Origin of the sequence: Paenibacillus phoenicis (genome assembly GCF_034718895.1) — a bacterium.
GTDB classification, from domain to species: domain Bacteria; phylum Bacillota; class Bacilli; order Paenibacillales; family Paenibacillaceae; genus Fontibacillus; species Fontibacillus phoenicis.
Genome location: NZ_JAYERP010000001.1, coordinates 655,962 through 681,219 on the forward strand (window position 1 = coordinate 655,962; position 25,258 = coordinate 681,219).

The 25,258-nt window shown below is 52.4% G+C and carries 27 protein-coding genes and 1 other RNA gene; 18 read left to right on the forward strand and 10 right to left on the reverse strand.

Annotation, left to right across the window (positions count from 1 at the left end; translation table 11 throughout):
• Positions 1 to 150: 150 nt before the first annotated feature.
• The 3 genes from U9M73_RS03075 (at position 151) to U9M73_RS03085 (ending at position 2,500) form a co-directional block, all read left to right on the forward strand.
• Complete coding sequence (locus U9M73_RS03075) at positions 151 to 1,098, forward strand: helix-turn-helix transcriptional regulator (protein ID WP_323076247.1); 948 nt, start codon at positions 151 to 153, stop codon at positions 1,096 to 1,098.
• Between the two features lie 68 nt (positions 1,099 to 1,166).
• Entirely contained in the window at positions 1,167 to 1,589 is a 423-nt protein-coding gene (locus U9M73_RS03080) for a VOC family protein (RefSeq protein ID WP_009222770.1), read from the forward strand.
• Between the two features lie 23 nt (positions 1,590 to 1,612).
• Positions 1,613 to 2,500 carry a prenyltransferase/squalene oxidase repeat-containing protein gene (locus U9M73_RS03085; protein ID WP_036643681.1) on the forward strand — a complete coding sequence of 296 codons (888 nt, stop codon included), beginning with the start codon at positions 1,613 to 1,615 and terminating at the stop codon, positions 2,498 to 2,500.
• Positions 2,501 to 2,563: 63 nt separating this feature from the next.
• Here the strand turns inward: U9M73_RS03085 and U9M73_RS03090 are convergent, their stop codons facing one another.
• Positions 2,564 to 3,211 carry a nitroreductase family protein gene (locus U9M73_RS03090; protein ID WP_323076248.1) on the reverse strand — a complete coding sequence of 216 codons (648 nt, stop codon included), beginning with the start codon at positions 3,209 to 3,211 and terminating at the stop codon, positions 2,564 to 2,566.
• Positions 3,212 to 3,344: 133 nt separating this feature from the next.
• Complete coding sequence (locus tag U9M73_RS03095; protein WP_083791390.1) at positions 3,345 to 4,538, reverse strand: MFS transporter; 1,194 nt, start codon at positions 4,536 to 4,538, stop codon at positions 3,345 to 3,347.
• Between the two features lie 150 nt (positions 4,539 to 4,688).
• Here U9M73_RS03095 and U9M73_RS03100 point away from each other — a divergent pair, with 150 nt between their 5' ends.
• From U9M73_RS03100 to U9M73_RS03135, 8 genes are all read left to right on the forward strand, one after another.
• Entirely contained in the window at positions 4,689 to 5,006 is a 318-nt protein-coding gene (locus U9M73_RS03100; RefSeq protein ID WP_323076249.1) for a hypothetical protein, read from the forward strand.
• A 90-nt stretch (positions 5,007 to 5,096) separates the two neighbouring features.
• A complete protein-coding gene (locus tag U9M73_RS03105) occupies positions 5,097 to 6,176 on the forward strand; it encodes a tetraprenyl-beta-curcumene synthase family protein (protein WP_323076250.1) in 1,080 nt (359 codons plus the stop codon).
• Positions 6,177 to 6,225: 49 nt separating this feature from the next.
• On the forward strand, positions 6,226 to 7,197 hold the full coding sequence (gene pfkA, locus U9M73_RS03110; RefSeq protein ID WP_009222776.1) for a 6-phosphofructokinase: 972 nt from the start codon (positions 6,226 to 6,228) through the stop codon (positions 7,195 to 7,197).
• A 251-nt stretch (positions 7,198 to 7,448) separates the two neighbouring features.
• Positions 7,449 to 8,258 carry an ABC transporter ATP-binding protein gene (locus U9M73_RS03115; RefSeq protein ID WP_323076251.1) on the forward strand — a complete coding sequence of 270 codons (810 nt, stop codon included), beginning with the start codon at positions 7,449 to 7,451 and terminating at the stop codon, positions 8,256 to 8,258.
• A 22-nt stretch (positions 8,259 to 8,280) separates the two neighbouring features.
• Positions 8,281 to 9,105 carry an ABC transporter permease gene (locus U9M73_RS03120; protein ID WP_323076252.1) on the forward strand — a complete coding sequence of 275 codons (825 nt, stop codon included), beginning with the start codon at positions 8,281 to 8,283 and terminating at the stop codon, positions 9,103 to 9,105.
• Positions 9,106 to 9,199: 94 nt separating this feature from the next.
• Positions 9,200 to 10,546 (forward strand): LLM class flavin-dependent oxidoreductase, encoded by a 1,347-nt coding sequence (locus U9M73_RS03125; protein WP_085169852.1) that lies wholly within the window; start codon positions 9,200 to 9,202, stop codon positions 10,544 to 10,546.
• 32 nt (positions 10,547 to 10,578) lie between these two features.
• A complete protein-coding gene (locus U9M73_RS03130; protein ID WP_085169851.1) occupies positions 10,579 to 11,598 on the forward strand; it encodes an ABC transporter substrate-binding protein in 1,020 nt (339 codons plus the stop codon).
• A 135-nt stretch (positions 11,599 to 11,733) separates the two neighbouring features.
• Positions 11,734 to 11,946, forward strand: a complete 213-nt coding sequence (locus U9M73_RS03135) for a DUF3906 family protein (RefSeq protein ID WP_085169850.1) — start codon at positions 11,734 to 11,736, stop codon at positions 11,944 to 11,946.
• 40 nt (positions 11,947 to 11,986) lie between these two features.
• Here U9M73_RS03135 and U9M73_RS03140 read toward each other — a convergent pair whose 3' ends face one another.
• From U9M73_RS03140 to U9M73_RS03155, 4 genes are all read right to left on the reverse strand, one after another.
• Entirely contained in the window at positions 11,987 to 13,360 is a 1,374-nt protein-coding gene (locus U9M73_RS03140; RefSeq protein ID WP_028538741.1) for an MATE family efflux transporter, read from the reverse strand.
• Between the two features lie 98 nt (positions 13,361 to 13,458).
• Positions 13,459 to 14,652, reverse strand: coding sequence for a putative glycoside hydrolase (locus tag U9M73_RS03145; protein ID WP_028538740.1), 1,194 nt, complete (start codon positions 14,650 to 14,652; stop codon positions 13,459 to 13,461).
• A 183-nt stretch (positions 14,653 to 14,835) separates the two neighbouring features.
• The gene (locus U9M73_RS03150; RefSeq protein WP_176222413.1) at positions 14,836 to 15,036 is read right to left on the reverse strand and encodes a hypothetical protein; all 201 of its coding nucleotides are present in this window, start codon (positions 15,034 to 15,036) and stop codon (positions 14,836 to 14,838) included.
• 171 nt (positions 15,037 to 15,207) lie between these two features.
• A complete protein-coding gene (locus U9M73_RS03155; protein WP_323079050.1) occupies positions 15,208 to 16,035 on the reverse strand; it encodes a YitT family protein in 828 nt (275 codons plus the stop codon).
• 287 nt (positions 16,036 to 16,322) lie between these two features.
• On the opposite strand from U9M73_RS03155, the gene cshA reads away from it, so the two are divergent.
• Positions 16,323 to 17,879, forward strand: a complete 1,557-nt coding sequence (gene cshA / locus U9M73_RS03160; protein ID WP_009222786.1) for a degradosome RNA helicase CshA — start codon at positions 16,323 to 16,325, stop codon at positions 17,877 to 17,879.
• Positions 17,880 to 17,954: 75 nt separating this feature from the next.
• Here the strand turns inward: cshA and U9M73_RS03165 are convergent, their stop codons facing one another.
• On the reverse strand, positions 17,955 to 18,056 hold the full coding sequence (locus tag U9M73_RS03165; protein ID WP_009222787.1) for a hypothetical protein: 102 nt from the start codon (positions 18,054 to 18,056) through the stop codon (positions 17,955 to 17,957).
• 186 nt (positions 18,057 to 18,242) lie between these two features.
• On the opposite strand from U9M73_RS03165, the gene U9M73_RS03170 reads away from it, so the two are divergent.
• The 3 genes from U9M73_RS03170 to U9M73_RS03180 all read left to right on the forward strand — a co-directional run bounded on the left by U9M73_RS03170 (position 18,243) and on the right by U9M73_RS03180 (position 19,892).
• Complete coding sequence (locus tag U9M73_RS03170; protein WP_009222788.1) at positions 18,243 to 19,049, forward strand: YesL family protein; 807 nt, start codon at positions 18,243 to 18,245, stop codon at positions 19,047 to 19,049.
• Between the two features lie 74 nt (positions 19,050 to 19,123).
• A non-coding RNA gene (ssrS, locus tag U9M73_RS03175) (6S RNA) lies at positions 19,124 to 19,313 on the forward strand.
• A 180-nt stretch (positions 19,314 to 19,493) separates the two neighbouring features.
• Positions 19,494 to 19,892, forward strand: coding sequence for a DUF1499 domain-containing protein (locus U9M73_RS03180; protein ID WP_016312740.1), 399 nt, complete (start codon positions 19,494 to 19,496; stop codon positions 19,890 to 19,892).
• Positions 19,893 to 19,974: 82 nt separating this feature from the next.
• Here the strand turns inward: U9M73_RS03180 and tpx are convergent, their stop codons facing one another.
• On the reverse strand, positions 19,975 to 20,496 hold the full coding sequence (tpx, locus tag U9M73_RS03185) for a thiol peroxidase (protein ID WP_009222790.1): 522 nt from the start codon (positions 20,494 to 20,496) through the stop codon (positions 19,975 to 19,977).
• Between the two features lie 105 nt (positions 20,497 to 20,601).
• On the opposite strand from tpx, the gene U9M73_RS03190 reads away from it, so the two are divergent.
• Both U9M73_RS03190 and gltC read left to right on the forward strand, forming a co-directional pair.
• Positions 20,602 to 21,216 (forward strand): rhomboid family intramembrane serine protease, encoded by a 615-nt coding sequence (locus U9M73_RS03190; RefSeq protein WP_260070048.1) that lies wholly within the window; start codon positions 20,602 to 20,604, stop codon positions 21,214 to 21,216.
• A gap of 96 nt (positions 21,217 to 21,312) precedes the next feature.
• On the forward strand, positions 21,313 to 22,230 hold the full coding sequence (gene gltC, locus U9M73_RS03195) for a glutamate biosynthesis transcriptional regulator GltC (protein ID WP_009222792.1): 918 nt from the start codon (positions 21,313 to 21,315) through the stop codon (positions 22,228 to 22,230).
• A 107-nt stretch (positions 22,231 to 22,337) separates the two neighbouring features.
• On the opposite strand, the gene U9M73_RS03200 is transcribed toward gltC, so the two are convergent.
• Complete coding sequence (locus U9M73_RS03200; RefSeq protein ID WP_009222793.1) at positions 22,338 to 23,018, reverse strand: zinc metallopeptidase; 681 nt, start codon at positions 23,016 to 23,018, stop codon at positions 22,338 to 22,340.
• Between the two features lie 63 nt (positions 23,019 to 23,081).
• Positions 23,082 to 23,507, reverse strand: a complete 426-nt coding sequence (locus U9M73_RS03205; RefSeq protein ID WP_198136143.1) for a MerR family transcriptional regulator — start codon at positions 23,505 to 23,507, stop codon at positions 23,082 to 23,084.
• 306 nt (positions 23,508 to 23,813) lie between these two features.
• On the opposite strand from U9M73_RS03205, the gene U9M73_RS03210 reads away from it, so the two are divergent.
• Complete coding sequence (locus tag U9M73_RS03210; protein ID WP_323076253.1) at positions 23,814 to 25,214, forward strand: ammonium transporter; 1,401 nt, start codon at positions 23,814 to 23,816, stop codon at positions 25,212 to 25,214.
• The last annotated feature ends 44 nt before the right edge of the window (positions 25,215 to 25,258 follow it).

Genomic DNA, 25,258 nt, shown 5'->3' on the forward strand with positions numbered 1-25,258 from the left:
AAGTTTGGTACTAAGCGCGATAATGAAAGGCACAGCTCTTTATAGGGCTGTGTTTTTTTGTATACATAGATAGAATGAAATTAATTGGTGACAATCTGTTGTCACCATTACTCTGCTATAGTGATGTTAACGGGAGGGGAACCAAACGCGATGAAGCGAATGGACCGGATGATGGCGATTGTGATGGCCTTGCAGCAGCGCCCGGAGACCGCACAATCCTTGGCGGACAAGCTGGAGGTGTCCAAGCGGACGGTGCTTCGCGATATGCAGGCTTTGGCGGAAATCGGCATTCCTTTGGTTGCGCTTCCAGGACCGGGCGGCGGCTACCGCCTCATGGACGGCTTTCGGCTGCCTCCGCTGCAGCTTGACGCCGGCGAGGCGCTGACCGTCCTGCTGGCTTTGGACGGCATCGGCAAATACGCCGACAGCCCCTTTCGCGAGGCGAAAAGGACTGTCGCCGACAAGATCCGCTCCGCTTTGCCCGAGCAAATGCTAGGGCAAATTGCTCCATTGCTCCGGCACGTGGAAATGGAGGTGCCGGAGCGCGGCATCCAGGCGCCGTTCCTCAGCGCCTTGATGGCATATGCTGCCGGCGGGAAGTGGATCCGAGCAGAGTACCGCTCGCTGAATTATCGCCGGCAGCTGACGTTGAAGCCGCTGCGCGTGTACGCCGCGCATGGCTTCTGGTACTGCGAAGCCGAGTCGCTGGAGCATGGGGAGAAGCGAACGTTCCGCGTCGATCGCTTCGTCGAGGCGGCCGAGACGTCTCCCCCACCGGGTGCGGGTGCCGGAAGGGGAGAGGCCGCCAAAGGGACTCCTCCCCGGGCGGCAACCGGGAGAGAGGATTTCCGGCTGCGCGTGAAATTGACGTATCGCGGTTCGCTGCTGGCGGAGCAGGATCCGCATTTTGGTCAGGAGGTGCAGCAGGTGGGGAAGGCCGAGTGGCAGCTCGACTGCACCCTGCCGGGTTCGGAATGGGATTGGGCGGTTTCCTATTTCTTTGGTCTTGGCCGGGATGCGGAAGTCCTCGAGCCCCAGGCGATGCGCGAGGAGCTGCATCAGCGCGCGGTGGAGCTGGCCGAGCGGTACCGGACTTAAGCTGATACCGCCGACTTGAACGCTTAGCTTAGACCTATTTATTTCGAAGAAGAACGGAGGGTGGATGCATGAAACCTAGAATGTCGGTGTTAACGATTGGTGTGGAGGATTTGGAAAGAGCGGTGCAATTTTATCGAGATGGCCTTGGCTGGGCGACGGAGGGGATCGTAGGTCAAGAGTTCGAGCACGGGGCGGTTGCCTTCTTCGATTTGCAGGCGGGACTGAAGCTGGCGCTGTGGAAGCGGGCGGATATCGCCCATGACACTGGTCTAACGCTTCATGCCCCAAGTCCAACGGAAATTACGCTGGGTCATAATGTGGCGAGCAAAGCGGAAGTGGATCAAGTGATGGGGCAAGCGAAAGCAGCTGGAGCTAAGATCGTGGTTCCGCCTCACGATACGTTTTGGGGAGGGTACTCCGGATATTTTCAAGATCCCGACGGGCATTTGTGGGAGGTTGTCTTCAATCCTGAATGGGTATTCGAAGCCTGAGTGGCGAAGGGGACGAGAGTTTTATGAAAAAACGGGACGTATTGGAACGGGCCAGTACTTTTATTTATTCGCATGCCCGGCTGTTGGATCGCAAGCGGTTTGCTTACCACTTTGAAGGAGGGAGCGCGGAGGAGGTGCTTCGCGCGCTTCGCCCGTACCAGAACGGGGATGGCGGATTTGGTCATGCGCTGGAGCCGGATATGCGCGGTCCGCATAGCCAGCCGGTGGCAACCGAAACGGCGTTGCTGGTGATTCGCGAGGTGGGCGGATTCGGGTCGGATCTGCTGGACGGAGTGATCCGTTATCTGCGCAGTTTGACACTGCCGGGAGGCGGCTTGCCGCGGGCAACGACGGAAGTGAATCGATATCCGCATGCGCCGTGGTGGACGACCGAGCAGGACGGGGGTCCCTCGATCAACCCGACGGGAAGCATCATCGGCATGCTGCTGGGGCAACAGGAACGCACCGATTTTTTCCGTGAGGATTGGTTCCAAAATAATGTCGCCTATCTGTGGGGATGTGTAGAGCAAGGCCTTCCCGAGGATTATCATGACGCGGTTCAGTGGATTTCCTTCCTGCAGCATGTGCCAGATCAGGAGCGGGCGGCGAAGGCGCTATCCAGGTTGGATGCCTGGCTGACCGGACCAAACGGGATTGAGCGGGATCCGCTGGCGGAGGGGTACGTCCATAAAGTGCTGGACTACGCACCAACGCCGGAGAGTTACGCGGCGAAGCTCATCTCGGAGCAAGACATCGAGAAGCACTTGAATTGGTTGATAAGCACGCAGCAGGAGGATGGCGGTTGGGCGCTCACGTTTCCGGCAGTAAGCCCGGCGGGCGAGCAGGAATGGCGCGGTTGGCTGACCATAGAGAATTTGAAGACGCTGAAGGCTTACGGCCGCTTGTCCTAAGCCAGATTAGAAAGAGGCTCGTTTCCAACATGTTGCTGGAAAGAGCCTCTTCATGTATGGACTTTACTCAACGATCCGCAAAATCTCGGATACTTCCTTCCGCGGCACCGGCTTCGGTGAGATCGCCGGATGGCCCAGTGCGATCACCATATTCACTCCGCGATCGGCAGGAATGTCGAGGAATTCGCGCAGCTTATCTTCCGCGAGCAGTACCGGTCCGGTCATCGGACAAGTGGCGAGGCCTTTGGCATGCGCGGCCAGCATCAGGTTCTGCGCGGCCAGACAGCTGCTCTTGAGGCCTTCTTCGTCCCAAATTTCAGGAGTGACGAAGGAGATCGGGTCAAAAATTCGCTCACGGAACTTCGAGGTGTACGGCGTAGACAAAACTACGATTAACGCCGGAGCGCCGGAAAAAGCAGTAGCATAAGGACCAAACGATTTCACAAGCAGCTTGGCTTCCCGATCCTTCCCCTGTGCTGTGGCGCGTGCTGCGATTTCATGCAGGCTTTCCCAGGTAAAATCCTCGATCTGCTTGATTTTATCTGCGTTCATGACGACGATGAATTCCCAGGTTTGCGAATTCGTGTCGCTGGGCGCATAGCGAGCGCAGTCGATGAGATCCTTGATATCGGAGACGCTGACAGGCTCTTGGGTAAATTCCCGGATACTGCGGCGGGTTTGAAGGATGTCCCGAAACAAAGCGAAATCCATGCGTTTTCACCTGCTTTATCAAATTTAACACCAGGTACTATCATCTGATAATAACTATTATATAGGAAGACTTGTCCTTTGAACAGAGACAAACAAGAGGCGAAGCGCCGTGACGGCACTTCGCCTTGATTCATTAGGCTTTATGCTCGAATTTCGAGGGGGTGTTCTCTCCCGGCCCCTTCTGAAAATAACGGCTGGCGAACCCGACGCACGCGACCAGCGCCGCGCCCATCGCCGTCAGGTAGAACGGCTGTCGGCCGAACTGCTCAAACATCACGCCGCCGAAGGTTCCGCTGAGCAGTCCGGCGAGGCTCGACCAGACGATGGTGTACAAGGCCATGCCCGTTGCCCGAAATTCGTCGGGGATCAGCCGGGTGAGCATGCGGATAGCCGTGACATAGAAGATGCCAAACGTCACGCCGTGCATCGCCTGGATCGCGAGGATGCCGTATGGCGACCCCGTCAGCCCCATCAGCAGGAACCGGACGGCGAACAGCAGGCTGGCTAGCAGCAGGAGCGGCAGCTCTTTATATTTTTCCCCATGGAAGCTGAGGTAGATGAATACGGGGATTTCTGACAGCGACGAGGCCAGCATCGCCCAGCCGATCAGATTCTCGTTAGCCCCCAGCTCCTTCAGGCTGATCGAGATAAACGCTTCGTTCATCCGCATGCCGATCGCCAGACAGAAGACGCAGCCAAAGAACCATAGCAGCTCTTTTTGCCGCAGAATGCCCCATATGCCCGACAGGTCCATCTTCGCCACGGTTGTTGGCTGGTCCTTGACGAACAGGATGAACCCGAGTGCAAGTCCGGCGATGGCAATCGACACCCACATCGTATTGGAGGAGCCGATCCGGGCGAGCACGTAACCGATAAGCAAGGCAAAGAAAGCATATCCAAACGAGCCAAACAGCCGGATGGAGATGAAATGGATGCCATGCTGCTTGGCGGTTGTGATCGAGATTGTATCCGACAGCGGAAAGACCGGATAGAAGAAAAAGTAAAACAACGTAATAACCGCCATGATAAGAGAAAACGAGGTCGACGCCGATAAAAGAAACGTCAGCGCAATTTGCCCGATCAACAGGATGAGCAGGACTTTCTTAATCGTTTGATAACGGTCGCTGGCCAGACTCCATAGCAAATTGGAGACGACGGAGATCATGGGTCCCAGCGCGTACAGCAAGCCGATCTGGCTGGTCGAAAATCCAAGCTGGGCGTAAAACAGCGGGAAGTAGGAGGAAACAAGGACACTTGTTCCGTATATTGTAAAGGTAAAGGCGCGCAGCCATGCGATATCCATGCGGGCCGTGGTTTTCCGATTCATGGGGTTTACGTACTCCGTTTCTGCAGTCACATCATTTTTTTGCGTTATGCTAGCAAGTATACCAGAAATCCAGAGGTTCGGCGGCAATAAAAATTCCTTTTCATTAACGAAAATCCTTTATACTAAATCTTAAGAAGGAGGCGAAACGCCATGATCGAAGGATTTGTATACGATGAGCGGCTGGATATCCATGTGCCGATGCTGGAGCGCCCTTTTGACGAATATGAGCTGGATGAACGGCTGGCGATGATCGCCTACTGGGAGGAAGTCCGCGGCCGGATTCCAACGAAAGTGATGGTGCTGGAACAGTCCATTGAGCACAAGCTGAACGAAATGAACGAGGAGACCGACTTTGAGCGCAGCTGCCGTCTGAATGGGGAGATTGCCGAGCTGGCCAGCCGGATCAACGATTTGCTGATTTGGTACCGTACGGTCCAGGAAGAGCCCTCGGCCAAAAGACATATGTGATTTTGTTTATTTGTGCTTAAAGTTGGATCATATTATAATATAGAATGGTTTTCAGACAGGCCGTATTAACAACGCAGTGGAGGCAAGCCATTGATAGAACTTGAGCAAAGCCGAAACCAATTCCCGAAGGAGCCGCTCCGGCTGATGAGTCGGGTTTATAAATTTATTTTGCCGGATGTCCATAAGGAGTTGGAGCGTTGGCGGAAGGATGCCGATGCGATTCCCGATCCTGAGCTAAGGCGACAGGCTTTGGCCAGCATCGCGACGAAGAAGTTCCATTGCCAGGGCGGTTCCGTGTATGCGGCCGCCAATTTACCGATGCGTCACGTCTTGATTCCGCTTATCGTTGCGTTTCAAACGATCAGCGATTATTTGGACAATTTATGCGACCGAAGCACCTCCAAGGATCCTGAGGATTTCCGGCTGTTGCACCAGAGCATGCTCGACGCGGTGAATCCAGCGGCACAGCTGCGAAATTACTACGCCCTTCGCGAGGAGCAGGACGATGGAGGTTATTTGCACCGGCTGGTGAAGACTTGTCAGACGCAAATTGCCGAGCTGCAGGGTTACCTGGCTGCCATGCCGTACATCGTTGATCTTGTAGGACTTTATACCGACCTGCAGGTGTACAAGCACATCGATCCGCAGGAACGCGAAGCGAAGCTGCTGAGCTGGTGGGCTGAGCACGAGCACCGTGCCCCGCATTTGCGATGGAATGAGTTCGCGGCAGCGACAGGCTCCACCCTTGGGGTGTTTATGTTGTTCCTGGCGTCTAGCCACAAAGGGCTGGATGAACGAAGCGCACAAACGATCCACGCGGCTTATTTTCCGCATGTCTGCGGGCTGCATATCCTGCTGGACTACTTGATTGACCAAGCGGAGGATGAGCTTGGTGGGGACTTGAACTTTTGCAGTTACTACGATAGCAAGGAAACGATGTTGAGCCGAATCACATTGATCGTCGAGGGAGCGCGGCAGGATATCCGGAAGCTGCCGGCTTCCTCGTTTCATAAAATGATCATTGAAGGCCTGCTGGCCTTGTATTTATCTGATCCGAAGGTCAGCCAGCAGGACGAAATCCGCGAGGTATCCAAACGGTTGATGCGCCGGAGCCCGCTGATGCGGTTGTTCTTTTTCGCTAACAGCCTGTGGATTCGCAAGCATCTTTAAGATTTAGTGCATTGTTAACTTACTTACAACTGAATTAGGAGGAATTATCATGTCAGCAGTTAAAAAAATCGCAGTGCTTACCAGCGGAGGAGACTCCCAGGGGATGAACGCAGCTGTACGCGCCGTTGTCCGGAGCGGGTTGTACTACGGCCTGGAAGTGTACGGGATTCAACGCGGCTATCAAGGCTTGCTGAATAATGACATTTTCCAAATGGACATCCGCAGCGTTGGCGATATCATTCAACGCGGGGGGACAATTCTTCAATCCGCACGCTGCCTGGAGTTCAAGACACCGGAAGGCCAACAACGCGGCGCGGAAATTTTGCGTGAGCACGGCATCGACGGCCTTGTCGTCATCGGCGGCGACGGCTCCTATCAAGGGGCAGAGAAGCTGAGCAAGCTGGGCATTAAGACGATGGGACTGCCGGGGACGATCGACAATGACATCTCCTTTACGGACTACACCATCGGTTTTGATACCGCAGTAAGCATCGTCGTGGACGCGGTCAACAAGCTGCGCGACACGATGTCCTCTCACGAACGGGCTTCCGTCGTTGAGGTTATGGGCCGTCATTGCGGCGATATCGCGCTGCATGCCGGTTTGGCTGCAGGGGCGGAGACGATCCTTGTACCGGAAGTACCGTTTGACCTGGACGAAGTAGCGGATCGCATGAAGCAAAACTTTGAAAAAGGGAAACGCCACAGCATCGTGATCGTAGCCGAAGGCGTTGGCAGCGGCGAGGACGTTGTGCAGGCGATCAAGCAGCGCCAACCTTCCGTTGAACCGCGCGCGACGGTTCTTGGTCACATTCAACGCGGCGGATCGCCAACGCCGTTTGACCGTAACCTGGCCAGCCGTCTCGGTGACTTCGCCGTGCGCAGCCTCATTGCCGGCGAATCGAACAAAGCCTGCGGCGTGATCGGCGGCGAAATGGTATTGACCGACATCGAGAAGGTTGTCAGCACGAAGAAGCCGTTTAACATGGAACTGTACGAGCTGGCGTCGCGGTTGTCGCAGTAAGCATCCGCACGGATTGCTCAGAGTTAGGCCTAATTGACTAAGGGGAGTCAGGTTTATAACCTGGCTCTTTTTTTGTAAATGCAAATCTATAGAGGGGTTGACAATGAAATCCAAAATGTTAATATAATCACATCGAAATAGTTGGAATTTGAAATATCGCTGACCGGGTCACCGGAGGCTCAGCAGACAGACGCTTGCGTCTTGTCTTCTGGGCTTTTTTTGTTCCAAAAAACTGTGGGGAGGTAGATGGGATGTCAGACAACGCAAAAATCAGGTTCGAGAACGTGACGAAAACTTTCACCGTCCGTGACCCTAAAAAAAGCGGGGCAGCTCAACTGTTTACGGCGGTCAAAGATTTGAACTTCACCGTCAGGGAAGGGGAATTTCTAACGCTAGTCGGGCCAAGCGGTTGCGGAAAATCTACGCTGCTGGATATGATCAGCGGGTTGTCCGCTCCGACCCGCGGGAGAATTCTGATGGACGGCGAGGAAATTACAGGTCCCGGCTTAGATCGCGGCATCGTGTTTCAGCAATATGCCTTATTTCCTTGGAAGACGGCCCGGGGCAACATCGAGTTTGGATTGGAGGCCAAAGGGGTACCCAAGCAGGAACGGAAGGAACAAGCCGATCATTTCCTCTCCCTTGTCGGGCTTGCTTCCTTCGGCGACCGATATCCGCATGAGCTGTCCGGCGGGATGAAGCAACGTGTCGCCATCGCTCGCAGCCTCGCGTTTAACCCGGATGTGCTGCTTATGGATGAACCGTTTGCAGCATTGGATGCTCAGACGCGGGAATCTTTGCAGGGGGAATTGCTGAGAATCTGGGAGCAAACAAAAAAGACGATTATTTTTATCACCCATGGGATTGATGAGGCCGTTTATCTGGGGGAACGCGTTGTCGTTCTTACACCGGGCCCCGGTACGGTTAGGCATATCGTCGATGTCCCGCTTAATTCGAGACTCGACGATGCGGATGTTCGCTCCCATCCCGATTTCGTAAAGATCCGTCATGAAGTCTGGAATCTGCTTCACGAGCCGGTGTATCAAGGAGCTTATATCTAAACGAAAAAAGGAGTGGATACAAATGGAAACCGCAAAGTCCGTCCCAGCAAGCCTGCCGGCAAGGAATTTAAAAGTAGCTCTGGTTGCAGGTCTGCGCAAATTGGTACGGCAATCGATTGTTCTGATTGGCTTGTTTCTGCTATGGGAAGCCGCTCCCCGATTGGGGCTGGTCGATCCGGCATTTTTGCCGCCGTTCACTGAGGTGGTGAGGTCCCTGGTTCACTTGATCACTTCGGGTGAATTGCTCCAACACTTTTCGGCAAGTATTGTCCGATCGCTGACCGGATTTCTGTTGGCCTTGATTGTGGCCATTCCGTTAGGACTCATCATTGGCTGGTACCCTACAGCGCGGGAGCTGCTAAATCCGATCCTTGAACTGTTCCGGAATACCGCAGCGCTGGCCTTGCTTCCGGTGTTTATGCTGCTGCTTGGTATTGGGGAGACCTCCAAAATTGCGATTGTCCTCTTTGCTTGCGCCTGGCCGATCCTTCTGAATACGATCGCGGCCGTTGGCAACGTCGACCCCTTGCTCATCAAGTCCGCCAAGTCGATGAAGTTATCCTCTTCCAAGCTGTTCTTGAAGGTGATTTTGCCGGCCTCCGTGCCAACGATTTTTACCGGAATCCGCATGGCTGGGACAGGGGCGATTCTCGTATTGATTGCCGCTGAGATGGTCGGGGCGAAGGAAGGGCTCGGGTATCTGATCACGTATTCGCAGTACAATTTCGAAATTCCTAAAATGTATGCGGGGATTCTCGCCATCTCCTTGCTTGGTCTGATCATTAACTACGGTTTAGTGAGTTTGGAGCACAAGTTATCGAAATGGAATACGCAGACGAACAGTTAATTGGCGAGATTATGGGTTTGGAATAACGTCAATCGACGTTTTTCTTATAGTCAAAATATGACTAAACAAATTGGAAAACTAGGAGTGGTGAACGATGTCAAACAAGCAAATGAAATTGGGAGCTTTCTTTAATTTGCCGGGGCATCACGTGGCGAGCTGGCGGCATCCGCGAACTGTTGCTCATCGTACGTTCGACCTCGAGTACTTGCAGGACTTGGCACGGTTAGCTGAGCAAGGAAAGTTTGATATGATCTTCTTCGCCGACGTCCTTGGTCTGCGCCCTTCCGGTAACCAGGCAGCATCGGCCCTTAAGCTGGATCCGCTGATTATTCTCGCTGCGCTTGCGTCCGTCACTAAACATATCGGCCTCACCGCGACGTTGACGACAACCTATAACGAACCTTATCAAGTGGCACGAAAATTCGCGGCGATCGATCACTTATCGAAGGGGCGTGCGGCTTGGAATGTCGTCACCTCTGCCAATGAGAGGGAATCGCTGCTGTTCGGCAAGCCCAAGCATCTCGAGCATGCCCGCAGATATGAACGGGCGGATGAGTTTGTGGAAGTCGTGAAGAAGCTCTGGCTTTCCATCGAACGGGAGGCGATTGTCCTTGACAAGGAAGGCGGTCGAATCTTGGACGTCGAGAAACTTCATCCGTTGGATTTTGAAGGCGAGTGGTTTAAAGTTCAGGGGCTGCTGGACGCACCTTCCACGCCGCAGGGGCACCCAGTCATCGTACAAGCGGGTTCGTCGGAGGCAGGCAAAGAGCTGGCAGCCAAAACCGCAGAGGTCATCTTCACCGCATGGCAGACGCTGGAGGAAGCCCAAACGTTCTATCGGGATGTGAAGGGCCGACTGGCGAAGTATGGACGTAAGCCGGATGATCTAAAAATCATGCCGGGGGTGTTCATCACGGTGGCGAAGACGGAGGCAGAAGCGATTGCCAAGCGGAAGGAGCTGAACAGCTACATTTTGCCGGAAGTTGGCTTGGAGTATTTGTCTAACTTCATCGGGACCGATCTGACGGGCTATGATGTGGATGCCCCGCTGCCGGAATTTGCAGCGTCCGAGGACAAGACGAATCCGCAGATTCGCTCCAATCTGATCCGGGCGCTGGCCGAACGTGAAGGATTAACCACGATCCGCGAGGTGTATGAGCATATTGCCGGAGCACGGGGGCACCGGGAAATCGTAGGTACGCCGGGGCAGATCGCCGACCAACTGGAGGAATGGTTCCTGAATGAAGGGGCGGACGGCTTCAACATCATGCCGCCTACGTTCCCGGAAGGATTTCGCGATATCGTCGAGCTTGTCATTCCGGAGCTGCAGCGGCGGGGTTTGTTCCGTACGGAATATGAGAGCACCACATTACGAGGCAATTTAGGATTATCGGTTCCCGCTTATCCTTCACGCCAAGAAGCGCCATCCGCTTTGATCTAATTCCAAACGAACATAAAGGTCGGTGTGAGCAAATGCATAAATCAAGGAGACAATCCATAACACTGCTGGCAGTGGCGCTGGTTGCCGGGGCCTTGCTGGCGGGTTGCGCTGGAGGCAAAGCCGGGGCAAACGGGGGCGAAGATAAGGTGCTCCAATACAATTCATCCCCGGGTGCGGTGTCATTTCCGGAGCTGGCTGAGGATCTTGGGTTTCTGGGGGATGTGAAGCTGGAGTCTATCGGCAGCACAACAGGTGGTCCAGAGAGCATTCAATTAACGGCGACGAGGCAGACCGATTTTGGGTCGGCGTTTAACGGGGCGATCATTAAATCGGTGGCCCAGAACGTCAAGATCAAATCGGTGGTCGGTTCGTACGGCAGCGATAAAGATACGTACATCGGCGCTTATGTGCTGGAGGAAAGCCCGATCCGGACGGCTAAAGATTTTATCGGCAAAAAGGTTGGTGTTAACACGTTAGGCGCGCATTTGGAATTTATGACCAAGGATTACTTGCGATTCGGCGGATTAACCGATAAAGAAATCAGCCAAGTAACCCTGGTTACCGTGCCTTCGGGAAATGCGGAGCAAATTTTGCGCAGCGGTCAGATCGATGTTGTTCTCTTAAGCGGCGTAGCGAGAGACCGGGCTTTGGAAAAAGGCGGTCTCGTGGAATTATTCAAGGATATCGACGTTTATCAGACGGAGTTTACGGCAGGGGATTACTTTTTTACTGAGGAGTATATTAAGAACAACCCGAATACAGTAAGGCAATTCGTTGAAGGCGTCGCGAAAGCGATCGAGTGGGAGCGCACCACGCCGCGAGAAGAAGTGATCAAGCGAATGGAGAGCATCGTTGAGAAGAGAGACGGCAAAGACGCAACCCTGAATCTGAAATACTGGAGGAGCCCGGGGATTGCTACGGAAGGAGGGGTGATCACTCCGGATGAATACCAGCGCTGGATCGATTGGTTGGTTAACGAGGGCGAACTGAAGGAGGGACAGTTGAAACCGGAGGAACTGTATACCAACGAATTTAATCCCTATGCGAAGTAACCGTTAGAGATGATGGGGGCCGTTCCGTTGATGGGGCGGCTTCTTCTTTCTGCCTGTTGATGAACCTCCACGATATGGGTAAGTCTGCTATCATGCTATAATAAGTTGAGCTTAAGGATTAGAGGGGGATCACACATGTACCTGTATCGATTGGAGGCCGACACTTCCGCCGGTCCGTTTACGATTGTCATTGCCGCCGATGGGGAGGAAGAGGCGTTTGCCGCGGCGGAAGAGCATTTGCAGCGGCAAGTGCTGCCCGCTCCTACAATCACGGAGCTGACGATTGTGGAGAAGAAGCGGCTGGTGCCTGGGGCAGGGTACGTCGTGGCCATCAGCGAACCGCGCTAAGGACAGAAGCCCGTGACCGAAGGAAGGTCACGGGCTTCTCTTATGGCGATTCCGCCGGATGAATCAGGCGGCTGGCTATACGGCGTTGGATCATGATTAGGCGATATAGCAGCAAGACAGCGGCCACAGCCAGCCCGGTAATGAGGCCAATCCAGTATCCGTAAGGGCCTTGCGACGTGTAGTTGGCCAGGAAGTATCCCAGTGGCAGGCCGATGATCCAGTAGGCAAGCAACGAGATCCAGAAGCCGGGACTGACGTCCTTATACCCGCGCAGCACGCCTTGGGTGGGCGTCGCAATGGCATCGGACATCTGGAAGAAGATCGCGTATACCAGGAAGTGCTTGATTAGCGATACAACTTCGGGTTCGCTGGAGTAGAGCTGGGCGACACCTGTACGGAACAGCATCAGCAGGACAGCGGTGGCCAATGCCATAGCGGCAGCGGTGCCGATGCCAAGCGCCGCGTATTGCCGGGCGTCCTTGAGCCGGGCAGCACCGGTCTCGAAGCCGACGAGGATCGTCAGCGCCAGACAGATGCTGAGCGGGATCATGTACAGCGTTGAGGCGAAGTTGTTCGCCGCTTGGTGAGCTGCGATCGTGACGGTATCGAACCGGCTCATCAGCAGCGTCACCGCGGCAAAGACCGCCGTCTCGAAAAAGATCGCGAAGCCGATCGGGACGCCGATTCGCATCAGCTCCCACCATTTGGTCAGCGATACGCGATGCAGCTTGCCGAACACGCCGTACGCCGCGAACGGTTCCTTCCGATGCACGATCCACAAGGCAATCAGGAAAATGCACCAATACGTAAAAGCCGTAGCGATTCCGGAGCCGATGCCGCCAAGACGGGGGAAGCCGCCGCGGCCAAAAATCAGCAGGTATCCGGCGCCTACGTTTAACGGAAGCGAGATCAGCGTAATCATCATCGATATGCGCGTTTGCCCGAGCGCATCGATAAACGAACGCAGCACGATATAACCAAACAATGGAACGATTCCTGTGGAAATCGCCACGAGAAAATAGAAAGCCACATGGTGAACCTTGGGCTCGAGGCCCATCGAATTCAGCACAGGGGAGACCGACAGTGCACCGGCCAGCAGGACAACCAGGCTCACGGCTACCGATAACCAGATTGCCTGAATAACATGATAGCCTACTTTATTCTTCTCTCCGGCCCCTACGAGCTGAGACACGATGGGCGTGATGCCCATCAGGATCCCGCTGAGACCGGTTTGCACCGGAATCCAAAGGCTTGATCCGATCGCTGTTCCCGCCAGGTCTGCCGGACTTGCATGGCCGGACATCATCGTATCGAAGAAGGTCATTAACGACATCGTGACCTGGGTGATCAGAATCGGAACTAAAATGCGTAAAAATTGAGCGTATTTCTGCTTCAGGGTATACGTTTGTTTCATAAAACCACTTAACTCCGATCATAGTAGTTACTTGAGTACAAGCCCAACCAAACCCGAACCCGGGCAACAGGCCCGGGTTCGACGGCGGTGCAGCTTTATTATTCATAATCGACGCCGGAAGTATAACGGTTGGAGGCGTTCCAGAGCAGGAACTCATCCACCTTCATTTCCTTCAGCGCCCGAATTTGTTCTTCCACTTCATGCTTGCCGTATTTGATATAATGACCGCTTCCCAGCCAGCTGGCCGTAAAGTCTTGAATCCACGGACGAATGATCGGCTGCTTCTCGCCAAGTTCCGCGAGCTTGGTCTGAGTATCCTGCACCGCACCCTTAATGGTCTGGTAAGGAGCTTTGTCAGGGTCCTTCGCATTAAACCATCCGGTTGTATAATGGCTTGGATAAATCATCGGAGAAATGACGTCCACGTTGTCGGAGATCTTCACAAAATCCTGGCCGATGCCTTCGGCCGCAGGCACAGATGCGGCGTACCCGAAAATATCAACGGACACCCGAACCCCCAACGGTTCCAGCTGCTCCTTGGCGTATTTAACGAATGAGGAGACGGCATCAACGCGGCTCATCTCATTTTTGGTATAGATTAGGCTGTCTGCTCGCTTCTCGAAGCCTTCCGGGAACCGCACGTAGTCGAATTGAATTTCCTTAAAGCCTAATTTTGCTGCTTCCTTCGCAATCTCAATATTATAATCCCAGACCTCTTTGTTATAAGGATTTACGAAGCTGTCGCCCTTGCCGTTGCTCCATACCGATCCGTCCTTATGGCGGAAGGAGAGCTCCGGATGCTTCTTGGCTAAAATCGTATCCTTAAACACGACGATCCGGGCGATTGGATAAATATCATGCTTCTGCAAACGGGCCATTAACGCATCGATGTCGCGGATGAACGGCTGCGGTTTCCCCCATTTGATGAGATCGGAATTATCCGTCTTGTATGTGATATACCCTAAATCGTCCTTAATGTCGATGACCATCGCATTCAGCTCGGTCTGATCGACGAGATCAACAAGCTGATCCATGCGGGATCCCCCGGCACTGTAAGCTGTAACGTAAATCCCCTTCACTTTCGGAGCATCTACCTGCGGGTCTACCTTCAAATCCGATGGTTTGATAGGATTGTCCAGGCGACCTTCTGCTAGATTAACCTTAAAAGTGTGCGCGACCGATGTCCACATCGTGTTCGCCTGCACGGCTTCGTTCCCCGCAGCCTGCTCTTGAGGCGCTGCTCCGCTGCCTGTTCCCAAGGCCAGAAGTAGTAATGTCCAGATGATGTTCACATGATATCTCTCCCTTGTATGCACTCGCTGTTAATTATATCGGAAGAGGGGCCCCTAGAGGGAACAGGAATGTCATAATTGGTAAAAAGTTTCAGAGTTTCATAGACGAGAAAAGCGCAAAAAGTCGTTTCTTCTGCATAAGCAGAAGAAACGACCTCATCCTGCATGGAAGCGTTACATATTTTAATGAAGCAACGCCGGGTTTTGATGTTCGCAGATGCTGAATTGAATAATCTCCAGTGCATCCTGCGGTTCCAAGATGGTTAAGCCATCTCGGAGGAGAATCGTAGAGTTCAGTTCCTTTTGATTCAGAAAAGGCAGCATATCCGGAAACCACTTCTTTACGATTTGTTCCAGTCTTACCGTTTCCATTTCCACACCCATCACCCTTTCCTTTCAGAATCATTCGCCGCGGAATCAATCCTAAATCGGAAAAGCAAAAAGCCTGTGAAATACGGGGTAAAGCTGAACCCTTTAAAATTGTGAAGGAACCGCTGTGATTATTATAACAAAGAAGCAGCCGTTTGAAAACGGCCGCTTCTTTCAAGAAAACGCTTAACGACGCCGAAACGCGCCCATCACCCCGACCGTTTCCACGATATTCACGAAAGCGGCGGGATCGGTTTGCTTGATGATTTCCCGCAGTTCAGCCAGTTCATAGCGGGTCGTGACGGTCATCAGCATATCTTTTTCTTTGTGGGAAAAAGCGCCCTGAGTTTTCATCAACGTAACCCCGCGCGGCAGCGTCAGCAGTCGTTCCAGCAGTGCTTCCGTTTTATCAGTGATAATAAACAACGTGACTTTGATATGACTGATATGAATCAGGTCAACGACTTTGCCGGTAATATAGATCGAGACCATGGATGCCAGAGCAAGATCCCAGTTGCCTTCGAGATACCCCATCGCAAGGATGACAATGCCGTTTAGTCCGACGATCACATTGCCGACGGGGAAATCGCGGAAGCGGGTCACGATCGAACCTACGATATCGAAGCCGCCAGACGAGCCGCCGACGCGGAACGAGATCCCGCAACCGATGCCGACGAGCACACCGCCGAAGACCGCAGAGAGCAGGGTATCCGATGACAGCAGCTTGTCCGGCGACGGGATCAAGGCGATGAACCAGGTCGTGGCGGCAACCGACAGGATGCTAAGTCCGATAAATCGTCTCCCTAGCAGAAACAATCCGGCGATCAGGAGCGGCACGTTATAAGCCAGATACATCGTGCTAATATCGAGTGGAGTGAAGTAGGCTGTCAGCATCGCTAACCCCGACACGCCGCCGCTGAGCAAATGAAGCGGTACAAGGAACAGATTAAAACCCGCAGCGATCAAAGCCGCCCCGAGTACAATGACAACCGCATTTCGAATTTCCTTTAACACCATCGTTCACCTCACGAAAATAGAGGAAGTATCCCAACCTGCTTGCTGGTATTCCATTTATGTTTTGTGCTATAATGTTTGAGATATTCTTGAGTAGGTACTCTTTTCCATTTTTCAAGCTAGTACCAAGCTAGTACTATGTAAAATTTACAGGCGGATTGGACAGCCTATATACGTTTGAAGGTCCCCGAGGTCAGGTTTTGAGTGTGGGCAAAGCAGGACTAAACGCTACTTAAGAATACCGTTAAGCTGGTGGAATGTCCACTATATAGAAGGAGTATGATACATTGAACACATTTGCAGATTTCGGCCTAGAGCCTAAAGTATTGCAAGCTATTACGGAACTTGGATTTGAAGAAGCAACACCGATCCAGGCGAAATCCATCCCGATCGCATTGTCCGGTCGCGATTTAATCGGACAAGCCCAGACGGGTACGGGGAAAACCGCGGCCTTCGGCCTGCCGCTGATCAACAAGATCCCTAAGGAAGAAGACCGTATCGTTGCGCTGGTTATGACCCCAACTCGGGAGCTGGCCATTCAGGTCGCTGAAGAAATCGGCAAGCTGTCCCGCTTTAAGGGTACCCGCTCTCTTCCCATCTACGGCGGACAAGACATCGTACGCCAAATTCGCGCATTAAAGAAGAAGCCCCAAATTATTATCGGTACGCCGGGCCGTTTGCTTGACCACATCAACCGGAAAACGATCAAGCTTGACGATGTGAAAACCGTCGTTCTGGACGAAGCTGACGAAATGCTCGACATGGGCTTTATGGACGATATTCAATCGATCCTGAAGCTGGTTCCAGAAGATCGTCAAACGATGCTATTCTCCGCAACTATGCCGGCTAATATCCAGAAGCTGGCTCAGCAGTTCCTGAAAAATCCGGAGCACGTGTCCGTTATTCCGAAACAGGTCAGCGCGCCGCTCATTGATCAAGCGTACATCGAGGTTCATGAACGGCAGAAATTTGATGCTTTGACCCGGTTGCTGGATATGGAGTCGCCAGAGCTGGCGATCGTGTTCGGCCGGACGAAGCGCCGCGTCGATGAATTGTCCGAAGCGCTGCAGAAGCAAGGCTATTCCGCCGACGGCCTGCACGGGGACCTGTCGCAGAACCAACGTGACAACGTCATGCGTAAATTCCGTGACGGCAGCATCGACGTTCTCGTTGCAACCGACGTGGCTGCGCGCGGTTTGGACGTCTCCGGGGTTACCCATGTCGTGAACTTCGACCTGCCGCAGGATCCGGAAAGTTACGTTCACCGGATCGGCCGTACGGGCCGTGCCGGGAAAGAAGGGGTAGCGTGGTCCTTCGTGACGCCGCGCGAAATGGATCACCTGCGCTTTATCGAACGGATTACCCGTCATAAGATTGCTCGCAAGCCGCTGCCAAGTATTGCTGAAGCGATCGAAGGCAAGCAACGGATTATTGCGGAACGCTTGATCGAGCTGGTGGAGAACGGTGAACTGAACGAGAACAAGGGCATTGCGATCCAGCTCTTGGAGCAATACGATTCGGTGAACCTGTTGGCGGCTGCGTTTAAGCTGATCACGGGTGACAAGAATGAGAAAGTCAGCATCGAGCTGACACCGGAAGAACCGATCCGCGTGAAACGCCGCAACCCGGACATCCGTTCCAGCGGGCGGAAACCGTCAGGTTACGGCAATCGCGGCGGTGGATACCGGCGTGATTCCCAAGGCGGCCGCGGAGGTTATGGCAAAGGCGGATACAACCGCGACGGCCGTGACTATCGTTCCTCCGACCGCAAGCCGCGTACCAGCTCGGGCGGCGGAGACCGCAGACCTTCGAAATACGACGACAACTCCTCGTTCGACAATTAAGCGGATCCTGGAGGTTGTTCGAATATCCTAAATGAAAGAAGACGGAGGAACCTCCGTCTTCTTCTTGTTTGTTCATTACAGATGAATTGTACGGCTCACGATTACGAGCAGAATGAACAGAACCAGAATCGTACCCGTGGAAGTCCAGAATCCACCGCCATATCCTACGCCGGACATGTGATAACCTCCTTTGATGATGTTGATGGTTTGAAGTTACGGTATATACTATGGCACAGCGGCCTGTTGAGATTAGACGCTTACCCAAAGCAGTACAAATTAGGCGCTGGAACGAGCTGGACGAATCATGTATAGTTAATATAGGCAGAGCGATCCACTATACAACGCTTGAGAGGGGAACTTTACTTGGAATACAAAGGTTTAATGGGCGGATTTTATAAAATTACCGAATGGATTATGCGGATTGCCGGCAGTAACCTGCTGTGGCTGCTGTGCTCATCGCCATTTATGATCGTCCTTGCGATGAAGCTGCTCTTGGTGTTGCAATCACCGACGCCTCAGCCGGAGACGCTGACGATTTGGGTTATGGGTGTTTTGGCACCGTTTACACTGTTTCCAGCAACCGCCGCTTTATTTTCCGTGACTCGGAAATGGGTGATGGGGGAAAGCGACTTGAGTATTATCAAAGTCTACTTCAAAGGGTACAAAGAGAACTACAAGCAAAGCATGGTCGGCGGTATTTTCTATACGATCCTGTTCGCGATTATGTATGTGGACTATGAAGTCTACATGAACCAGATGAACAACCTGCAGATGATTGGCATGGTGATGCTGTTCTTCCTGTTGATCTTATCCCTGTCGTTGTTTAACTTCTTCTCGCTGGTGGCGCATTACCATCTGGGTGCGCTTCAGTTGATCAAGAATGCGATCCTGTTTACGATTCTTCGGCCGTTTCGGACCTTGTCCACGCTGATCTGCGCGGGTGTGCTTGGTTTTCTGACTTTACGCTTCGGCTGGTTGATCTTCTTCGGGTTCGGCAGCTTAACTGCCTTCGTGGCGTTTTATAACTTCTACATCGCTTATAACAAGATCCAGGAGAAGGTGGAGCGGATGCGCCAAAACGAAGACGCTTCGAATAATGGTAGCACCCAGCAAGACGACGAGGACCTGGCGCTTGAACTTCCTTCGAGTGAGGAAAAAGAGAAGGATTGAAAAATGGCTTAAATTGCCATCATCTTCCTTGTTAGATGAGTTTACATTTGCTTAATGAAGCCGTATAATAGGTGTACGTCCTGCGATGTGCGTTTCGGTTTCCGTTATTTTGAACCAATGACAGTTATCTCGGGAGACCTACATTGCGCCGCCGCTGAAAGGCCCTATCCATCGGATGAGGGGACTTCAAAAGCGTCGTTGCGGTCACCCACCTGCGGGTGCAGGTTCGAGATAATGTAATCGGACGGCATAGGCGGGTCTATGATGAAGCATGAGAATGGTACCTTGTACTCTTTTCGCTTGAGAAAAGGGACAAGGTGCTTTTTTGTTTGTGCCAAAATGTTCAGCCTCGCTTTTGTTTGTCTGCCAAGAATGTTAAACTAGAAATTAAGAAAAACGCATACCCAAGTCACATGGGGCAGGATCGTGAAGGAGGAAGAACAGTTGTCATTCAAGCGAACGTTAATCGGCATTTTCCGCAGCCAAGAAGGGACCAGCGACCGTGCGAAGATGCCCGAACTCAAAACAAGATATTATCAATTATCCAAAGAGAAATGCTGGGAGGAAGTTTCCTCAACCTTAAAGAAAATTCCGGGCTATAAGGTGCTGCATGAAGTGCCGTCCGTCGGCGAGATTACGCTGGAGAAACGGACCAGCCTCGGACGCGTGATGGACATTACCGTATCGATCGTGGGCACCGGGCCGGTACGGAGCGCGATTGATATTTACTCGGCGACACGTGGATCGATGGGGGATCTCGGCGCAAATTACCGTAACATTCTTCAACTTTTCTCTGTGCTGGATAAGAAGCTGGCGGCTTATAAAGTGTCCTCGAACCAGTAAATCCGCTTGACTACGACAAAAAAAAAGCGAGCAGGGAGATTCCTCTCCTACTCGCTTTTCGTTTGTGCCGAAGGGCCTTCGATTAAGAAAGCAGCGCTTTAACGGCAGCCACCGGTTTTTCATAATCCGGATGCTCGGTCATTTCCTTCAATACTTCGACGTATTGGATCTTGTTGTCTTTATCGACGACAAACACGGCACGCATGTCGAGCGCGAACTCTTTGATGAGCACGCCGTAGGCTTTGCCAAAGGAGTTGTCTTTGTAATCCGACAACGTGATGACGCGATCCACGCCAGCGGCGCCGCACCAGCGGGCTTGGGCAAAAGGCAGGTCGGCACTGACCGTCAGCACAACGACGTCATCGCCAAGGCCGGCAGCTTCTTGGTTAAACCGGCGCGTTTGCGCGTCGCAGACGCCTGTATCCAGCGAAGGAACCACGCTGATCAGTTTGATTTTGCCGGCGAAGTCCTGGAGTGTGGCTTCTTCCAGCAGGTTTTTATTCAAGCGGAAATCCGGAGCCGTATCGCCAACTTTAAGTTCCGGTCCGATCAGCGTGATCGGATTGCCTTTAAATGTAGCTACATTTGCGCGTTCTTGGGCCATGTTTATTTCCTCCTAGTCAGATGGATTTATTCAATCAAATTTAATTATAATCGTTTTGAAAAGAAAATGTCCAACATTAGGAAAAACAACGGTAAGGAGGATCCGATGATTTTCATACGATACGAAAACTGGCGAAGTTACCTGCGATATTATCCCGTTACCTGCTTGCTCCTGGCGGCCAACATCGTGATGTTTATCGTGCTTACGCTGAATGGGGGATCGAGGAACGGGCTCACCCTGCTAAGGTTCGGGGCAATGAGCGACATCGAGCCCTTTGCCGGACAAAGCTGGCGGTTGTTTACGGCGATGTTTCTTCACAACGGGTTTGATCACCTGTTTTCCAACTCGTTTGCGATCCTGGTATTTGCGCCGCCGCTGGAGCGTCTGCTCGGCTGGTGGCGATATGCCTTGGTCTATTTGGGCAGCGGACTGGTCGGAAACCTCATCAGTATGGGTGTGTACCAGTTTAGCTCGGTCCCTCATATCTCGGTTGGGGCCTCAGGCGCTGTCTATGGTGTGTATGGCGCGTTTCTCTACATTGCCTTGCTGCAGCGTCACCTGATGGATGAAAGCTCGCGAAAAACGCTGTACAGCCTTCTCATTATCGGGGTGATCTATTCGGTATTGGTTCCCAAGATCAACCTGGCCGCTCATTTTGGCGGGCTTGTCGGCGGCTTTTTTATCTATGGACTCATTGTCCGCTTGTTAAAACGGCGTTGAACCAATGGATTGTAAATGGTACATTAAATTTAGAGTATTATGTCATCAGAAGATGTTCGATGTTCGTAGCACATGCGAAATGGAGCGATCAGATTCGTGGAATTAAGACAACTGCAGTATTTTGTAAAAGTGGCGAGGAAAGAGCACGTGACTCAGGCTGCCGAGGAACTGCACGTCGCCCAATCGGCGGTAAGCCGGCAAATTCACCAGCTCGAGCAGGAGCTTGGCGTTAATTTGTTTATGCAGAAGGGCAGGAATCTCCACCTTACCGCTGTGGGGCAGCTATTCTGCAGCCGGGTGGAGATGATTCTGAAGGATCTCGACCGGGCCGTGAGCGAGGTGCACGAATTTCTCGATCCGGAGCAAGGGGAAATTCGCTTAGGCTTCCCCAATAGCCTAGGTATTCATATGATTCCCAGCGTGGTGGCGGAATTCCGCAAGCTGTATCCCAATGTGAAGTTTCGTTTTAGGCAAGGCACTTATCCTACGTTAATTCGGGATGTGGTTTCAGGGGAAGTGGATTTAGCCTTTATTTCTCCGTTTCCGGAAAATCATGATCAAGTCACCGGCAATGTGGTATTAACCGAGGATTTGGTGGCCATCCTTCCGCCGGGGCATCCTTTGGCTGGTGAGCAAAGCATCAAGCTCAGCCAGCTTAAGGACGAGAAGTTTATTTTGTTCAGCAAAGGCTATTCCTTGCGGCCAATCGTTTGGCATGCCTGCCTGGAGGCAGGGTTTACGCCAAAAATCGCCTTCGAGGGCGAAGAGACCGATACGATCCGGGGGCTGGTTGCGGCTGGGATGGGCGTAAGTCTGCTGCCGGAAATGGCGCTGTTTCAGAGCTTTACGCTTCAGCCGATCCGTGTGCGGATTTCGGAACCTAAGGTCACCCGCACCATTGGGCTGATTCATCGGGTCGACGAGAAACTGCCGCTGGTAGCCCAATCGTTCCGAATGTTCCTGCTGGAATACTTTGGGCTTCAGGTGGATACGCCGCCAAACCAGCAGCAGTAATTGAATCATCATGGAACGTTCTCCGAGATGTGGGGACGAAAAAAAAGGCTGCACGATCTCGAGCCCATGGGCTCGGTACCGTGCAGCCTTTTTGTTTGGTTTACTTGTTATTCGCGGTTGCTTGTGAAAATCAGGATGTAACGCAGCAGCTCCAAAATGGAGATCAAAGCGGCAGCTACATAAGTCAAAGCCGCGGCGTTTAATACTTTGCCAACTCCGCGTGCTTCATTAGGCGAAATAAAGCCTTGTTGAAGCATGATCTTGCGGGCCCGGTTGCTGGCGTTAAACTCGACCGGCAGCGTCACGATCTGGAACAAAACGGCCGCGGAGAAGAAGATAATCCCCAGACCGATCAGGTTCAGCGCGCCGAACAGGAAACCAGCCAGAAGCAAGAAAGGAGCAACCCCCGAGGCGAAGTTCACCACCGGGAACATCCGATGACGCAGCACCAGCATCGGGTACTTCTGCTTGTGCTGGATTGCGTGTCCTACCTCGTGGCAAGCGACGGCTACCGCAGAGATGGAGCTCTCATAATACACCGGCTCTGACAAGCGGACCACGCGGTGAATCGGGTCGTAGTGGTCCGTCAGGGCGCCGTGCACAGGCTCGATCGGGACATCATAGAGACCGTTCGCATCCAGCATACGTCTTGCGGCATCATGGCCGGTTAAGCCATAGAGGTTCTGGACCTTCGCCCATTTGTTAAATGTGCCTTTGACCCGAAACTGCGCCCACAGGGACAACCCAAATGCGAGCAGAATGGGGATCAGCATCACGTCTGAATACATGAATCATTCCTCCATATGATTTAGTTATCAAAGAAGTAACTGAGGTTGTTTCAGGAGTAAAAGTTAGGAAAAGGGTCCGTGATTCAATAACAGCCGGATGGCTTCCATGCAGGCCAAGCTTTGCGGCAGCAAATTCGCGAAGGCGCGTTTGGCCTGGTTGGGCTGCAAGCTGGAAATGAGCGGCTCCAGCTCTTTGACTTCGCGTTCCAGCTGCTGCATATGGAGCTCTAATGAGCTTAGCTTCTCCGTCACTTGTTCTTCCGGAGAAACTCGGTGCCACTGGTCCAGCTTCTCACGGATCTCTTCCAACGTATATTTCTCCTGTTTCAATTGATTAATACGTTCCAGCCTGATCAAGGTTTCAGCACTGTATAAACGATAATTTGTCTGGGTTCGCTTCTCCGGGGAGATCAGCCCGAGCTTCGTATAATAATCGATCGTACGCTCACTCACATCAGCTGCCTTCGCTAACTCTCCGATCCGGTACAGTTTCTTTACTCCAAGTTCATCACCTCTCCCGACAATTCCAAAGGATTGAGTTCTATATTTATTCTATTTATCCCCATAATACTTAACAACAAGCATACAGTCAAACGTCATACTTTATTTTTGTCAGTAACTATAGGAGGATTCGTTAAAGGAGGATTCATTAAAAAACCTTACATTCAATGTAATAATACATACAATTTAGCGGTTTTTTTTGAAAAAAGTATTGTCATCCCTGAAGCTTTCTCTTATAATCACATTAACAATTCATTATGTGTTAGGAAACTTAACATTAGGGGAGTGTTCAAAATGAAGAAGAAATGGCTTTACGGAGTACTCATTTTTCTTACATCGTTTGCGTTTCCGGTCTCGGCATTCGCAGCGGAGGGAGAGGTTACCGCTCCGGTTCTGGAGCTCGGCCTGAACTCGCTTTTCGTATTCGTCGCAGCCATGCTGGTATTCTTCATGCAAGCAGGCTTTGCTCTTCTTGAAGCAGGTACGGTTCGGATGAAGAACGCCGGACACGTTGCCGGCAAAACCGTCCTCACCTTGGGAATTGCTATTCTTGCTTGGTGGCTATTTGGTTTTGGCTTCGCTTTTGGCGACGGCAACAGCTTCCTGGGTACAACCGGGTTCCTGTTCGGCGGCGAAGGGGATATCGGTTCGTTCAGCGTATTTGCTGAAATTGGCGTACCGTTAAATCTGATGTTCCTGTTCCAAATGGCATTTGCTGCTGTATCGCTGGCGATCGCTTGCGGCGGGATGGCAGAACGTGCGAAGCTCAGCGTTTATATTATCTTCGGCACGATCTTTATCGTTCTGATTTATCCGATTGTCGCTCACTGGGTATGGGGCGGCGGCTGGCTTGGTAACTTGGGGATGCAAGACTACGCTGGTTCGACGGTAGTTCACTTAACTGGTGCTACAGCGGCGCTTGCAGCAACCATTCTGCTCAAACCGCGTCTTGGCAAATACAATAAAGATGGTAAACCGAACAACATTCCAGGTCACAACCAAGTGTTGACGGTACTTGGTGTGATCATTTTGTGGATTGGCTGGTTTGGTTTCAACCCAGGTAGTGCATTAACTCCTTTGGGTGATGGATTCTTTGGTTATGTGTTGATGACAACAAACCTGGCTGCTGCAGCTGGTGCAGTTGCTGCACTGCTCATTTCCTGGGCAGTTCTGGGCAAGTCGGATATTCCAAGCATGCTGAACGGTGTGCTGGCGGCTCTCGTAGCGATTACTGGTTCTTGTGCGTTCGTTGATGCTTGGGCTTCCGTCATCATCGGTGCGGTTGCTGGGATCTTGACCTTCTTTACGGCTAGATGGTTTGAACGCGCTGGTGTGGATGATCCGATTTATGCCTTCTCTGTACACGGGATCGCCGGGGTATGGGGGGCGATTTCTACCGGTCTCTTTGCAACGCCGGAGCTGGCTGAGACTACAGGTGTAGGTAAAGCAGGCTTGTTCTATGGCGGCGGTTTTGGACAATTAGGGGTTCAGCTGCTTGGCGTGATCGGGACTTTCGCCTTCGTATTGGTACTGTCGTTCCTGATTCTCGGAATTATGAAATGGACGATGGGGCTGCGCGTCACGGAAGAAGAAGAAACGATGGGTCTGGATATCAGCGAACACGGTACTTACGGATATCCGGAGCAAATGAGCTTACTGAATAAAACAACTTCGTCTGGTATTCCTGCAGAATAATTGAAGATTGATATCCTGACGTGAGGCGTCCGGAAGAGAAAGGA